This window comes from Candidatus Methylomirabilota bacterium, from assembly GCA_036002485.1.
Lineage (GTDB): Bacteria > Methylomirabilota > Methylomirabilia > Rokubacteriales > CSP1-6 > AR37.
Genome location: DASYTI010000240.1, coordinates 1 through 14,844 on the forward strand (window position 1 = coordinate 1; position 14,844 = coordinate 14,844).

At 66.9% G+C, this 14,844-nt stretch carries 14 protein-coding genes; 3 read left to right on the forward strand and 11 right to left on the reverse strand.

Going from position 1 to position 14,844, the window contains the following annotated elements; translation table 11 throughout:
• From VGT00_20750 to VGT00_20800, 11 genes are all read right to left on the reverse strand, one after another.
• Positions 1–758 (reverse strand): ferredoxin--nitrite reductase (locus VGT00_20750; GenBank protein HEV8533861.1); only part of this gene is annotated, 758 nt, incomplete at its 3' end.
• Complete coding sequence (locus VGT00_20755; protein ID HEV8533862.1) at positions 755–2,968, reverse strand: nitrate reductase; 2,214 nt, start codon at positions 2,966–2,968, stop codon at positions 755–757. The genes VGT00_20755 and VGT00_20750, both read right to left, overlap by 4 nt.
• Entirely contained in the window at positions 2,958–3,728 is a 771-nt protein-coding gene (locus VGT00_20760; GenBank protein ID HEV8533863.1) for an ABC transporter ATP-binding protein, read from the reverse strand. The genes VGT00_20755 and VGT00_20760 overlap by 11 nt, the downstream gene beginning before the upstream one ends.
• 165 nt (positions 3,729–3,893) lie before the next feature.
• On the reverse strand, positions 3,894–4,679 hold the full coding sequence (locus VGT00_20765) for an ABC transporter ATP-binding protein (protein ID HEV8533864.1): 786 nt from the start codon (positions 4,677–4,679) through the stop codon (positions 3,894–3,896).
• A complete protein-coding gene (gene ntrB / locus VGT00_20770) occupies positions 4,676–5,446 on the reverse strand; it encodes a nitrate ABC transporter permease (protein HEV8533865.1) in 771 nt (256 codons plus the stop codon). The genes VGT00_20765 and ntrB overlap by 4 nt, the downstream gene beginning before the upstream one ends.
• Positions 5,447–5,455: 9 nt before the next feature.
• The gene (locus VGT00_20775) at positions 5,456–6,688 is read right to left on the reverse strand and encodes a CmpA/NrtA family ABC transporter substrate-binding protein (protein HEV8533866.1); all 1,233 of its coding nucleotides are present in this window, start codon (positions 6,686–6,688) and stop codon (positions 5,456–5,458) included.
• A 257-nt stretch (positions 6,689–6,945) separates the two neighbouring features.
• The gene (locus VGT00_20780) at positions 6,946–7,209 is read right to left on the reverse strand and encodes a hypothetical protein (protein HEV8533867.1); all 264 of its coding nucleotides are present in this window, start codon (positions 7,207–7,209) and stop codon (positions 6,946–6,948) included.
• Between the two features lie 132 nt (positions 7,210–7,341).
• Positions 7,342–8,187 (reverse strand): carbohydrate ABC transporter permease, encoded by an 846-nt coding sequence (locus tag VGT00_20785; protein ID HEV8533868.1) that lies wholly within the window; start codon positions 8,185–8,187, stop codon positions 7,342–7,344.
• Between the two features lie 108 nt (positions 8,188–8,295).
• Positions 8,296–9,237, reverse strand: coding sequence for a sugar ABC transporter permease (locus VGT00_20790; protein HEV8533869.1), 942 nt, complete (start codon positions 9,235–9,237; stop codon positions 8,296–8,298).
• A 77-nt stretch (positions 9,238–9,314) separates the two neighbouring features.
• Positions 9,315–10,589: an extracellular solute-binding protein gene (locus VGT00_20795; protein HEV8533870.1), complete on the reverse strand. Its 1,275-nt coding sequence runs from the start codon at positions 10,587–10,589 to the stop codon at positions 9,315–9,317.
• Between the two features lie 117 nt (positions 10,590–10,706).
• On the reverse strand, positions 10,707–11,942 hold the full coding sequence (locus VGT00_20800; GenBank protein HEV8533871.1) for a [Fe-S]-binding protein: 1,236 nt from the start codon (positions 11,940–11,942) through the stop codon (positions 10,707–10,709).
• 120 nt (positions 11,943–12,062) lie between these two features.
• On the opposite strand from VGT00_20800, the gene bamD reads away from it, so the two are divergent.
• From bamD to VGT00_20815, 3 genes are all read left to right on the forward strand, one after another.
• The gene (gene bamD, locus VGT00_20805) at positions 12,063–12,863 is read left to right on the forward strand and encodes an outer membrane protein assembly factor BamD (GenBank protein ID HEV8533872.1); all 801 of its coding nucleotides are present in this window, start codon (positions 12,063–12,065) and stop codon (positions 12,861–12,863) included.
• 2 nt (positions 12,864–12,865) lie between these two features.
• Positions 12,866–13,903, forward strand: a complete 1,038-nt coding sequence (gene ltaE, locus VGT00_20810; protein HEV8533873.1) for a low-specificity L-threonine aldolase — start codon at positions 12,866–12,868, stop codon at positions 13,901–13,903.
• A gap of 14 nt (positions 13,904–13,917) precedes the next feature.
• Positions 13,918–14,844: ABC transporter ATP-binding protein (locus VGT00_20815; GenBank protein HEV8533874.1), on the forward strand; the 927-nt coding region annotated here is incomplete at its 3' end.

Genomic DNA, 14,844 nt, shown 5'->3' on the forward strand with positions numbered 1-14,844 from the left:
CGCGACTCGCGCGGCCCGTGATCGCGGTAGACGAGCGCGATGGCCGCGCAGGCCGCCGCCGCCTCCTCGGGGCGCACGAACGCGTCGAGGGGCCAGGCCAGCGTCGGGCCGCCCGAGCCCTGCTTGCCGCCCACCGCCACGTTGAAGCCGGCAATCTCCGCGCCGTCAGACCCCGGCGCGAGGGCCGGCGTCATCGAGATGTCCTGGGTCTCCCCGGAGGTGCAGTGCTCGAGACAGCCCGTGATGGTGACGTTGAACTTCCGCGGCAGGTTGGTGAACTCCTTGTTGCCCAGGAAGATCGACTGGAACTCGCGCGCGATGGGCGCGGTATCGATCAGCTCGCCTGGCGTCAGCCCCGTGGCCGGGCAGCCGATGATCCCGCGAATATTGTCCATGCCCGTCTGCAGGCTCGTGAGTCCTGCCGCCTCCAGTCGCGCGATGATCTCCGGCACGCGCTCGATGGTGACCCAGCGGAGCTGGAGCTGCTGGCGGGTGGTGATATCGGCGATGGCGCGGCCGGATTCGCGGGTAACCTGCGCGAGCAACCGAACCTGATCCGAGGTGACGATGCCGTTGGGCATGCGGATGCGCATCATGAAGTGCCCCGGAGTCGGGCGCCGCATGAACACGCCCACCCATTTGAGCCGCTCCTTGTCGTCGTCGCCAATCGTCTTCCATCCCTCGCGGGCGAAGCGGACGAGGTCCTCCTGGACGTCGAGCCCGTCCTTCTCGGTTTTCAGCGCCTCGATCTTGTTCATGTGCGGTTTTCGATCACCACGCGGATTCGCACGGCGCAGGCCTTGAGCTCGGGCTGCCTCGAGATGGGATCGCGCGCCGAGAGGGTCAGGTTGTTGGCCGCCTTGTAGAAACCCCATTGCCGGCCCCAGTGAAACGGCAGGAAGCACGTACCCTCGCGAATGGTCTCGCCCACCCGCGCCTGCGCCACCGCCTTGCCCCGGCGAGAGGTGATCTCGACGAAGTCGCCGTCGCGGATGCCGGCGCGGCGCGCGTCACGCAGGTGCACTTCGAGGAGCGGCTCGCGCGTGCGCGCGAGGAGCGCCGGCGACTTGCTCGTCCTCGTGAGGGTGTGCCAGTGGTCGCGCACGCGACCCGTGGTGAGGGTGAGCGGGTATCCGGCATCCGGCGGCTCGACGGGAGGATCGTGCTCCACGGGCACGAGTCGGGCGCGGCCGTCTCCGGTCGGAAAGCGTCCGTCCGTGTAGAGCCGCGACGTTCCGGGGTGCGTCGGATCCGGCACCGGCCACTGGAGCGGCCCTTCGCTCGTGAGGCGAGCGTGGCTCGCGCCCGAGTAGTCGCAGACCGTGCCCGCCGTGAGCGCCGCGAACTCGTCGAAGATCTCCGCCGCGCTCTCGTACGGGAAGGCGTCCTTGAAGCCCAGCTCTCTGGCCACCCGCGTGACGATGACGGCGTCGGGCAGTGCCTCGCCGGGAGGCTCCACGAGCTTCGGTAGATAGGTCAGCCGACGCTCGGAGTTGGTCATCACCCCGTCCTTCTCGGGCCACTGGGCGGCGGGCAGCAAGACATCGGCGAAGCGCGTGGTCTCCGTCGGGTGATAGGCGTCCTGAACGATGACGACCTCGGCCTGCCGGAGCGCCTTCTCGACGATGTCGAGGTCCGGCATGGAGGCGGCGGGATTGGTGCACAGGATCCAGATGGCCCGCACGGAGCCCGCGATCAGTCCCTCGAAGATCTCCAGGGCCGCGCGTCCCGGCGTGGACGCGATCCGTCCCGCGGGCACGCCCCAGTGCCGCTCCACGGTGGCGCGCGCCGCCGCGTCGGTGACGTGGCGATAGCCGGGGAGCAGATGCGCGAGGCCGCCCGTCTCGCGGCCGCCCATGGCATTGGGCTGACCGGTCAGCGAGAAGGGACCGGCGCCCGCCCGCGCGATCTGGCCGGTGGCGAGATGGAGATTGAGGATGGCGGCATTCTTGTCGGTGCCGACATGGCTCTGATTGATGCCCATGCTCCAGAGCGTCATGGCCGCGCGCGCCGCGCCGAAGCGGCGCGCCGCCGCCGCGATGATCTCGGCGGAGAGGCCGGTGAGGGCGGCGGCCCGCTCGGGCGTATAGCGCGCGATGACGGGCAGGAGCTGGGCCCAGCCCCGCGTGCGCTCTTCCATGAACGGGCGGTCGAGGAGCCCGTCCCTCCAGAGCACGTGGAGCATGGCATTGAGCAGCGCGATGTCCGAGCCGGGCCGGAGCGGGAGATGCAGGTCCGCGATGTCGGCCGTCTCGGTCCAGCGAGGATCGGCGACGATGACGGCGACCTCATCGGGCGCGGCCAGCTTGCGCTTGCGGATGCGCTTCCAGGTAATGGGATGGCACTCGGCGGTATTGCTGCCTATCAGGAAGAAGCAGTCGGCGGTCTCGATGTCGGCATACGCGCCCGGGGGGCCGTCGGATCCCAGCGAGCGCGCATAGCCCGCCGCGGCCGAGGCCATGCAGAGCCGCGAGTTCGTGTCGAAGTTGTTGGTGCCGAGAAAGCCCTTGGCCAGCTTGGAGGCGACGTAGTACTCCTCGGTGAGGAGCTGGCCCGAGCCGTAGAAGGCGACGGCGTCCGGACCGTGCGTGGCCACGATGTCGCGGAGCCGATCCGCGACCATGCGCACGGCCAGCTCCCAGGGCACGCGGGTCAGCTCGGCATCGCGCCGCGTCCGTACCTGAGGGTAGAGGAGCCGATCGGGCGTGCGGAGGGCCGGAGGCAGATGCACGGCCTTGGCGCACACATCTCCCAAGCTCGACGGGTGCTCCGGATCCCCCTTTACCCGCTTCACCACCCCTTCCTCCACCTGCACCAAGAGGCCGCACCCGACACCGCAGTAGGGGCAAAGAGTCCGCCTCCAACCGTCGACTCCACCGCTCCGAGCGCCAGCTTCGCCGGCGCAATCCTGCTTCTGGGGGGAGGCTTCGGAAGGGGGGCGGAGCCCGCCTCCGAGTTCATCGGACATTGGCGCGCTCTTCGAGGAAACCGACCACCTGATCGCGCAGCTCGAAGTACTCGGAGGTCGACAGGATCTCCTCGCGCCGGCGCGGGCGCGGGAAGTGCACGGGCAGGATCTCGCCGACCGTAGCGGCGGGCCCGCTCGTCATCATCACGATGCGGTCGGCCAGGAAGAGAGCCTCGTCGACGTCGTGGGTGACCATGATGACGGTCTTCCGCTCCGCCTCCCACAGCGTCATCAGCTGGTCCTGGAGCTCCATCCGGGTCAGCGCGTCCAGGAGCGAGAACGGCTCGTCGAGGAGCAGGAGCCGCGGCTCGAGGGCGAAGGCGCGGGCGATGCCGACACGCTGCTGCATGCCCGCCGAGAGCTCGCGCGGATAGCGGCTCCCCTGCCCCGGCAGGCCGACCGCGTCGAGGTATGGATCGGCGTCGGCGGGCACGGCGCCGGGGCGGACCTGGCCGAGCGAGAGCCGCACATTGTCGCGCACGGAGAGCCACGGCAGGAGCGTCGCCGACTGGAAGACCACGCCGCGGTCGGTGCCGGGCCCGCTCACCTCGCGGCCACCGATGACCACGCCCCCCGTCGTGGGCGGGTTGAGGCCCATGATGATGGACAGCACGGTGGACTTGCCGCAGCCCGAGTGCCCGACGATGCAGACGAACTCGCCCTGCCTGACATGAAGCGTGAAGTCGCGGACGACCTCCGACGGTCCGACAGGCGTCGGGTACGTCTTGCCGAGCTGCGCGATCTCCACGAACGCAGGCATGGGATTATTCGGATCTGGGGGGGAGCGGCACCGCTCCCTGGCTTTCGCTCGCCTCGAAACTGGCGGGGCCCAGCCCACCGAAGTTCCTCCGCTCGCCCTGCGCCCCAGACCCCCCCACCGCATTGATCACTCTGTTCACGAGTTGCTTCATTTCCTTGAGAGTCCTCAGGGGCCGCCGCGACGACAGGCGCGGAGGAACTCGACGATGCCCTGCCGAGCCTTCTGATAAGCCGGGGTCAGGCTCATGTGGCGTCGGTGGCGCGGCCGCTCGAGCCCGACCTCGATGGCGGGGCCGAGGACGGCGCCGGGGCCCGGCGTCATCGGGTAGATGCGATCGGCGAGGAGAATGGCCTCGTCGACGTCGTTGGTGACCATGATCACCGTCGATCGCCGCTCCCCCCAGATCCGCAGGAGCTCGTCCTGGAGAGTGGCGCGGGTGAGGGCGTCCAGCGCGCTGAACGGCTCGTCCATCAGGAGGAGCTTCGGCCGCATGGCGAGCCCCCGCGCCACGGCCACGCGCTGGCGCATGCCGCCCGAGAGCTCGCGCGGCCGCTTCCAGGTCGCCTCGCTCAGGTTGACGAGGGCGATGAACTCCTCGGTAAGGCGTCTCCGCTCCGGCCCGGCCGCGCCGGGATTGACGGCGTCCACGGCGAGGGCGACGTTGTCGTAGACGCTCATCCAGGGCAGGAGCGAGTACTGCTGGAAGACGATCCCGCGTTCGGGGCCGGGCTCGGTCACCGGGGCGCCGTCCAGCACGATGGTGCCGGCGTCGGAGGCGATGAGGCCGGCGATCAGGGAGACCAGCGTGGTCTTGCCGGAGCCGGAGTAGCCGACGATGGCCACGAATTCCCCGTCCTCCAGCGAGAGCTCGACGCCGCCCAGCACGCGTACCGTCCCCGTGGCCGCGTGGAACGATTTCTCGAGGCCCCGAACCTCGAGGTAGGGGCTCATGTCGTCTTGAAGCGGGCCTCGACGAGTCCCATGAGCCGGTCCAGGACGAACCCGATCGCGCCGATGGTGATGACGGAGAGGATGATGTGGGAGTAGACGAGGCTGTTGTACTCCTGCCACAGGAAGCCGCCCACCCCCGGGGTCCCCGTCAGCATCTCCGCGGCCACGATGACGAGCCAGGCGATGCCGAGGGAGAGCCGGTAGCCCGTGAAGACGTAGGGAAGCGAGGCGGGGATGATGATCTTGGTCATCATCTTGAGCTTCGAGAGCTTGAGGACGCGACCGACGTTCATGTAGTCCTGGCTGATGCCTCGCACGCCCACCGCGGTGTTGATGACGGTCGGCCACATCGCGCACAGGGCGATGGTGAAGATGGCCGCGGGCTCCGACTTCTGGAAGACCACGAGCCCGAGGGGCAGCCAGGCCAGCGGCGAGATCGGGCGCAGGAACTGGATGATGGGGTCGAAGGCGGAGTGGAAGCCCCGCGAGAGCCCGAGGAAGAAGCCGATGGGCGTGCCGATGGCGAGGGCGAGGAGATAGCCCTTGGCCACGCGGACGAGCGAGTAGAAGGCGAGGCGGCCGATACCCTGGTTCATCTCGCCGTCCTTGAAGAAGGGCTCGAGGATATAGCGCTTCGACTCCAGCCAGGTCTTCCACGGCGAGGGCAGATCGGCCGCCACCGTCTGGCTGACCACGGCCCACAGCAGGAGCACGGCGGCCAGGCCGAGGAATGGCAGCAGGAAGCGCGCCCCGAGTCTCGGTGACATGGTCGGCTCCTATGCCATCGTGTGCACGGTGAAGGCCTTGACGTACTTCTCGGGCTCCGCGGGGTCGAACGGCACGCCGTCGAAGAGGGTCTCCTTCTTCATGTCCTCGCGCGGCACCTCGATGCTCATCTCCTTGGCGACCTCCCGGTAGATGTCGGGCCGATGCACCCGATCCACCAGCCCCTTGTAATCCGGCGCCTCCTTGACCATCCCCCAGCGGCGGAACTGGGTCAGCCACCAGACGCCATGGGACTTGAGGGGGAAGTTGGTCTGCCGATCGAAGAAGGTCATGTAGTGCTTGTCCTTCTCCTTGCGCCCGTCGCCGTAGTCGTAGTCGCCGAGCATCCGGCCCAGGATGATCTCCTTGGCGGCGTTGACGTACTGCGGCTGCCCCACCACCTCGGCCATGCGGGGGCGGTTCTCGAGCTTGTCGTTCCACTGACTCGCCTCGAGCACCGCGCGCATGGTCGCCTTCACCGTCCTGGGATTCTTGGTGGCAAACTCCTCGGTGAAGGCGAGCACCTTCTCCGGGTGGTCCTTCCAGATCTGCTGGGTGGTGATGACGGTGAAGCCGATCCCGTCGGCGATGGCGCGGGCTCCCCACGGCTCGCCGACGCAATAGCCGTCCATCTTGCCGACCTTCATGTTGGCCACCATCTGGGCCGGAGGGATGGTGATCAGCGTGACGTCGCGATCGGGGTTGAGACCGCCCGCGGCCAGCCAGTAGCGCGTCCACATGGCATGGGTGCCCGGCGGATAGGTCATGGCGAACGTCATGGGCGTGCCCTTGGCCTTGGCCTCCAGGGCGAGCGGCTTGAGCTGCTGGGGAGTCTTCACACCCTTCTCGAGCAGCGCCTTGGTGAGCGTGATGGCCTGGCCGTTCCGGTTGAGGTACATGGGGATGACCATCGGCTTCACCGGCGAGCCCTGGAGGCCCATGGTCGCCGCGTAGGGAATGCCGAGGAGCATGTGGGTGGCCTGGTTCTCACCGAGGGAGAGGCGGTCGCGGATCACCGCCCAGGAGGCCTCCTTCGAGATCGTCGATTCGATCCCGTACTTCTTGAAGAGGCCCAGCTCGTGAGCCATGACGATCGAGGAGCAGTCGGTGAGGGCGATGATGCCGATCCGCATCTTGGGAGTTTCCGGGGCGTCGGACGCGTAGGCGCTGCCCGCCCATCGAGCCGGCACGCCCGCGAGCAGGGTGGCTGCGGCCGTGGTCCTGAAGAAGTCTCGTCGGGTCATGCTCATGGAGTCCCCTTTCAAAGAATCTCGTTACCAAAAAAATTGGCGCCGCTCCCTCGCGGGAGCCGGCGCCATCGCCGTTGAAACGGCTTGCCACCCTGCAAGCCTCCGGGCAGAGAGAGCAACGCCCATGCCATGCATGGCCTGTCGGCACCGTCCTCTCCAAGCTCCCGTCGCATCAGGGCAGAGAGGGGAGGCGCGCAGCTGATGCCTACATCATGGGCTGCTCATGAACTGCGCTGAACTGCTGAGAATGATTACTTCGCGGTCAGCGAGGCTCGAAGAGAACCGTCACCACGCCTTGCTCGGTGGTGCGCGCGATGATGCGCGAAGAAGCGCTGATAGGCCGTGTGCCGCGAGAGGCGATCGTAGAGCGCGACGAGCCGCGGCTCGTCATCGGGGCGGATCGGTCGGATGCGCACTGTCTCGCCGTTCTTGAGCACGACCTGCCGCTCGATCCCGGCCGGGTAATCCATCGGCACTTCCCACGCCTTGCCGTGCTGCCCGAGATCCTGGAACACACCCTTCTCAGGCGCAATTAGGATGCCACGCGTCATGCCCGCGCAAGCGCGGGACTTCATTGGAAACGACGGCGGGGCCGCGACCGGCGCGATGCGAGAGAACTCGTCAGAGGCGGAGAAAAGTGGCGGCGGCTACTTGATCGCTCCCGCCGTGAGGCCGGAGACGTAATAGTCGAGGAAGAAGACGTAGAGGATGACGATGGGAACCGAACCCAGCACCGCGCCCGCCATGAGGGACCCCCAGAAGTAGATATCGCCCCGGATCAGCTCGGTGGTGACTCCGACGCTGGCGGTGATCTGGTCGGAGGAGGAGGTGAAGGTCAACGCGTAGATGAACTCGTTCCACGACAGCGTGAAGGCGAAGAGCGTGGCGCAGACGAGGCCGGGGACCGCGATGGGCAGCACGATGCGCCAGAGCGCCTGGATGCGCGTGGCCCCGTCGACCATGGCGCACTCCTCGACCTCCTTGGGGACGGTGCGGAAGTAGCCCATGAGAAGCCAGGTGCAGAAGGGCACGAGGAACGTGGGGTACGTCAGCACAAGCGCCCACTTGGAGTCGCCCAGCCCGACCCAGTTCACGACCTGCGCCAGGGGCAGGAAGAGGAGCGTGGTGGGCACGAGGTAGGTCACGAAGATGCCGGTGCCGAAGGTGCTCACGCCGAAGAACTTGAGCCGGGCCAGCGCATAGGCCGCCACGGTCCCGATGGCCACGGACGCGCTCGTGGCGAGGATGGTCACGAGCAGGCTGTTCTTGGTCCAGGTGAGGAACTCCGTGTCCCAGACCAGCTTGCTGTAGTGCTCGAGCGTGGGGGCCTGGCGGATGACGAGGGGCACCGCGTACCGATCGTAGAGCTCGCGGTCCTGCTTCAGTGAGGTGAGCGTCATGTGGTAGAAGGGGAAGAGCGCGAACACGAGGAAGGGGACGAGGAGCAGATGCATCGTCACCTTCCGGAGCCGCGGTCGCTTTGCCACCGCCATCAGTTCGTTCCGGGGGGGAGCGAGCCCCGCTCCAGCTGAGGGTTGGCTCGGCTCGCCTTCGGCTGCGCCTCACACTGCATCCCCAGACCCCCCCACGGCTCAATCATATCAGTACGCCTGCTTACGCACGAACCGGAGCTGCGCCCAGACCACGAAGACGAGGAGCGGGAAGAGGTACAGCGAGATCGCCGCGCCCTCGCCGATGCGCCCGGTGTCGATCCCCACCACGCGCGACAGCGTGGCGAAGAGGTGGGTGGAGTTGATGGGCCCGCCGCGGGTCAGCACGTAGACGATGTTGAAGTCGCTGAAGGTGAAGATGGTGGAGAAGAGCACGACGACGGCGAGCACCGGCTTGAGCAAGGGCAGGGTGATGTGCCAGAAGCGGGCGTTGGCCCCGGCGCCGTCGGCCTCGGCCGCCTCGTAGAGCTCCTTCGGGATGGCCACGAGCGCGGCCAGAATGGTGATGGCGAAGAAGGGCAGGCCGCGCCAGACGTTGACCGTGATCACCGCGGCCATGGCGTAGTACCTCTGGCCGAGCCAGTTGGGCCCCGGCGGGTCCATGACTCCCAGGGCGATGCCGGTCCAGTTCACCACGCTGTAGAGCGAGTTGAACATCCACCACCAGCCCAGCGTCGAGAGCGCGGTGGGGATGACCCAGGGCAGGAGCACGGCGCCGCGGATCATCCGCTTGAACCAGAGCTGCTGGTTGAGCAGGAGAGCCAGGGCGATGCCCATCACGACCTTGAAGGCCACCGCGATACCCGTGAACACGAAGGCGTTCTGGAAGGTCTGACGGAAGGCGTCGCTCTCCCACAGCCGCACGAAGTTCTTGATGCCGATGAACTGGCTGGGCCGGCCGATGAAGGCGTTGGAGAGGGAGAAATACACCGCCATCACGAATGGATAGGCGACCAGGAGCAACAGCAGGAGCAGGGCCGGTGTCACAAACACCGGCCCGAGGATCGACTCTCGATCGAGCCACCCACGCACACGCCCGCTGAGTCGCGGGCGGCCCCGCGGTACCGGGATCTCGTCGGCTCTGACGGCCATGCTAGCGGACTACCATATCCGTTCGCTTCGTTGTTCTCGTGGTCGCCTCGCCTGCGGCTGCAGCTCCCCCAACGGGCTCACCCAGCAAGAATCTTCTTCATCTCGGTCTCGGCCCAGACGATGGCGTCCTTCGTCGACGTACCCGTCACCGCCTTGGCGATCATGTTGGGCAGGATGTACGAGTTCGTGATGAGCTGGACCTTGTCCGAGGGAGGCGCCGGCCACCCGTAGGTGTGGTATTGCACGCCCTCGCCTCTGAGGGCGGCGTACTTTGGATCGGTCTTCAGCACCGGGTGATCCTGGAGCTTCTCATAAGCGGGGAGGTTGAAAGCGTCGCCCGACATGATCCACTCGTCGTAGACTTCCCGCTTGCCGAGCAGGTAGCGGATCCACTCCTTCGCGGGCTCGACGTTCTTGGAGAACTTCCAGATGCCGATCTGACGCGGGACGTCCGTCTCGTGGCGGCCGTGTGGCCCCGCGAGGCTCCGGTGGTGGTTGATGCCGTCCGCGGTCACGAGCTTCCGCTGCTTGGCCACGATGTAGGCGCTCACGGGGTTGTGGATCCAGCCCGCCTTGCCCTGCTGGATCGACTCGTTGTTGCTGGCATCCGACCAGGACAGCACTTCGGGCTCCATGCAATCGCGGAACATTTTCTTGTACCACTCGATGGTCTGGACGGTGGCGGGCGAGTTGATGCGGACCGTCTTGCCGTCCTTGTCCACCTCCAGGCCCCCGAACGACCACAGCACGGGGCCGGCCGTGGAGATCGAGTCGTAATTCTGGCTGATGGGAATCCCCACGGGGTTGCCCATCTTCTTGAGCTCTTTGCCGACCGTGTAGAGGTCCTCCCAGGTGTCCGGCACCTTGAGCCCCGCCTTCTTGAAGAGGTCCTCCCGATAGGTCGCCACGAACATGCCGTGGTACTGGGGCACCCCCCGCCAGACGCCGTGGACGTAAGCGCCCTCGTACGCGGAGGAGAGCGCCTTGCCGTACTTCTTCTCGAGCTCGGCGACCACGTCGGAGACGTCCACGAGCTGGGGCTCGTACAGCCATGGGAAATGCATTCGCATCTCGACCAGGTCGTGGCCGGCCTGAGTCTGCACCTCGGAGGCGTACTTGGCCTGCTGCGGACCCATGTGGGAGATGCCATCGATCCGGATCTTGATGCCGGTGTCCTTGGTGAAGCGTTGAGCGATCTCCAGCTGCTTCTTGTCCATCAAGGGGGCGAAGTTGTTCCAGCAGAGGTACGAGATCTCGCGCGACTGCCCCCAGGCGGGGGGCACCCCCGAGGCCAGAATGCCCGCGAGACCGGTGGCCGTGGTCAGGAACTGTCGGCGGCTGACTTGACGCATGAATTCCTCCTTCTCAGCGTTGAGAGCGGCGGGAATCGAAGCCCGACATCCGATTGTAGACATGAGACCCAGAAACGTCGGAACTATTCATCACGCGGGGGTCACGGGCGGGAAGACTCAATGGCTCAGGGGCACCACCTGGCCCGCGGCGTCGAAGCCGAGCGGGCGCGCCTCGCCGACGATCTCGAGGTCGGCGCGCTTCGTGATCTCGGGGAGAAAGGCCTCGGAGCACTCCAGCTCCCCGATCATGAGGGTGTTCTTGATGCGAATGACGCGGGCGTGTTCGGGCTCGGTCAGCCCGATGCAGCCGAGCGCGCTCTCCACCGCCTCGCGGTCGGAGTCGAAGACGAGGGGCAGCTTGGCTCCGTTGGGGGCGCACGCCGTGAGCGAGTTGATGGCTGTCTTCTTCCAGTCGATCTTCTCGGCCAGCCGCCGCGTCGTGAAATCCGCATTGCCAAGTCCCGTGGCATTGCCCCCGCTGTCCTCCGTCAGGTCGAGGGCGACGATCCAGAGGATCTTGGGGTCGTTGGGGAAGGGCTCGTGCGGGTTCGAGGGCCGGCCGATGATATTCGTGTCCATGCCCGAGCCGGAGATGTTCTTGCCGATCTCCTCCACCACGAGCACGTCGATGGGCGAGAAGGGTAGCCGCGCCATCCATCCCCGCGCGTCCTTGAGGAGCCGCCGCTCGCCCGCCTCGAGGTCGGCCGCACTGAACGCCTCCACGTAGGCCGTCTCGTCGTAGCCGTTCTCCACGATGCCGAGGCCGAAGCCGATCCTCGCCTTGGCGAGCATCTCGCGGCCCACCGCGGTGATGACCGTCTCGTACCCGTGATTGACATTGGCCCGGTGGTACTGGGTGGCGCCGCGGTACTTGCCGAGGCCGATCGTCATCATCTTGAACATCCCCGACTCGATCTCGCCCTTGAAGTCGGTGTGGGGCTTGACGCGATTGACCACGCCGATCCAGTCCGCCTCGGAGGCAACCTTGTCGCACCAGACCGGCAGCCCGAGCGCCTCGCCGACCTGCACGACCTCCATGCTCGCGCGCAGCGGACAGCCCATGGTCGCTTCCGTGATGCCGTAGTGCTCGAGGATCTCGAGCTGGCCTTCGGCCGTCGCCCCCCCGTGGCTGCCCATGGCCGGGAAGACGAAGGGCCTGGCCCCGAGCTCCTTCAGCTGGTCCACCGCGGCCCGGACGATGACCGCGATATTGGCAATCCCGCGGCTGCCCGCGCCCACCGCCACGATGTCGCCGCGCGTGATGGGCAGACCTGCCTGGGCCATGGTCGCGCGGACACCCCCTGGGATGTCGGCCAAACGCTGGCGGGGGAAGCTCTGCCTCACCCTGTACATCGTGGGGAGGGGCATGGCGGGCATGGTACTGGCCGTTCCGGGGCCCTGTCAACGACCTTGACTTTGGCTGAGTATGCCCGTAAAACTGTGGCCCAATTGGAACATAGCCCCTTGGTACGCATGTCCTTTCCGGCAAGTCATTTCCGCACGTTTCGTCGTGCCGCGACACTCTGCGTGCTCGCCCTGGCCATGGCGCTGCAGAGCTGCGCCTACATGGAAGACCTCTTCCGCCAGAAGCCCCAGCCCCTCCTGCCCGCCCAGGATCTCTATCAGCTCGGCGACGCGGAGATGGTCAAGAAGAACTATCCCGTGGCGCGCGGCTACTACCAGAAGATCGTGGAGCGCCACCCGCAATCGAACTACGCCCCTCGCGCGCGCTTCTTGGTCGGGGAGACGTACTACCGGGAGGGCAATTTCGACAAGGCCGTTCCGGAGTTCGAAGGCTTCCTGTCCTTCTTCCCTCGCCACGAGATCGGCGACCTGGTGCAGTTCCGGCTGGCCATGAGCTACTACGATCAGCTCAAGCCCGTCGAGCAGGACCAGGCCCTCACCGTCAAGGCCATGGATCAGCTCAAGAAGCTGGTCCGCGAGTACCCGGAGAGCCGGTACGCCAGCGATGCCCTCGCCAAGCTCGAGATCTGTCGCGGACGCCTCGCGCAAAAAGAACTCTGGGTCGCCACCTACTACTTCGACATCGAGAACAATCCCGCGGCCGCCCGCCAGCGCCTCGAGGGCGTGCTGAAGGACTACCCGCGCACCCTGATCATCCCGGAAGCGATGTATCGCCTCGCCGATCTCAATGCGCGTGAGGGACGCGTGGCCGACGCGCAGGCGATGTTCCGGAAGCTGGCCGACGACTACTCGTACACGGAATGGGGCAAGCGGGCGACGCAGCGACTGCGCACCGCGGCCACGAGGTAAGCATGCACGATGTGGTGGATCTCCGCTCCGACACCCTCACGCAGCCGACCCCGGCCATGCGCGAGGCCATGGCCCACGCCCAGGTCGGGGACGACGTCTGGGAAGAAGATCCGACGGTCCAGCAGCTCGAGGCGGAGGCCGCGCGCCGCACGGGCAAGGAAGCGGCGCTCTTCGTCACCTCCGGCACCCAGGGCAATCTCGTCTCCGTGCTGGCGCAGACGCGGCATGGCCAGGAGATCCTCCTCGACCGCGACTCGCACATCCTCAACTACGAGGGCGGGGGCGCCGCGGTCTTCGGAGGGCTGCAGACCATGCCCGTGGCGACCGAGCGCGGGTTCCTGACGGCCCGCCAGGTCCGCGAGAACGTCCGGCCGAGCAATATCCATATTCCGGTGACGGGGCTCGTGTGCCTCGAGAACACCCACAACCGCCACGGGGGCACCTGCTGCACTCCCGGGGAGATCGAGGAGGTGGCCGCGGCCGCCCACGCTCAGGGCGTGCCCGTGCACCTGGATGGCGCCCGCCTCTTCAATGCCGCGATCGCCCTGGGCCGCCCGGTGGCCGACTTCACCCGGCCCGTGGACTCCATCACCTTCTGCCTTTCAAAGGGCCTGGCCGCGCCCGTGGGCTCGCTCGTGTGCGGGTCCGGAGAGTTCATCGGGCGAGCCCGCCGGGTGCGCAAGATGCTGGGGGGCGGCATGCGCCAGGTGGGCATCCTGGCCGCCGCCGGTCTCGTCGCCCTCGACACCATGGTCGATCGGCTCGCCGAGGACCATGACCACGCCAAACGGCTAGCCCGGGGACTGGCAGAACTGCCCCGCCTTCAGCTTGACCCAGAGAAAGTCCAGACCAATATCGTGATCTTCCGCGTGGACCGGGAGGGCGGGGCCCAGGAGCTCTCCGCCGGCTGCCTGGCCCGCAAGGTCAAGATCCACCAGTTCGGACCGGGCGCCATCCGGTGCGTGACCCACAAGGACGTGGACCGGGAGGACATCGACCGCGCCCTCGACGCGTTCCGCGAGATCACCAAGCCCTGGTAACGGGAGCCCACACGATGGCCGAGCGCCTGCTGGACGTCAAAAACCTCAAGACCTATTTCTTCACCGACGAAGGCGTGGTGCGCGCCGTGGACGGTGTGGACCTCTTCATCGAGAAGGGCGAGACCCTGGGGATCGTCGGCGAGTCCGGCTGCGGCAAGTCCGTGACGGCGCTGAGCATCATGAAGCTGATCCCGCAGCCGCCCGGCAAGATCGTCGAGGGCGAGATCTTCTACAACGGCCGGAACCTCGTAGACATGCCGGCGAACCAGATGCGCAAGATCCGCGGCAAAGAGATCTCGATGATCTTCCAGGAGCCCATGACTTCGCTCAACCCCGTCTTCACCTGCGGCGAGCAGATCGCCGAGGCCTTGCGGCTCCACGAAGGGCTGGGCCGGCGGGCGGCCATGGACAAGACGGTCGACATGCTCAAGCTCGTGCACATTCCCAACGCCGAGCGGCGAGTCAAGGAATATCCGCACCAGCTCTCCGGGGGCATGCGCCAGCGCATCATGATCGCCATGGCCCTGTCGTGCAATCCCAATCTCCTCATCGCCGACGAGCCCACCACGGCCCTCGACGTCACCATCCAGGCTCAGATCCTCGACCTCCTCAACGAGCTCAAGAGCAAGCTCAAGATGGCGGTCATGCTGATCACTCACGACATGGGCGTGATCGCGGAGACAGCCCAGCGGGTCGTCGTCATGTACGCAGCCAAGGGGGCCGAGGAGGCGTCGGTCGCCGATCTCTTCAAGGAGCCGCTGCACCCCTACACGCAGGGGCTCCTCCGCTCCATCCCGAGAATCGATCTGGCCGCGACGGAGCGGCGCCGGCTCGAGACGATTCCTGGGACAGTCCCGACGCTGCGCGGCGACATCGCCCCCGGGTGCCGCTTCGCGCCGCGCGGCCCGTTCGTGAAGTCCGTGTGCACCGAGAAGGAGCCC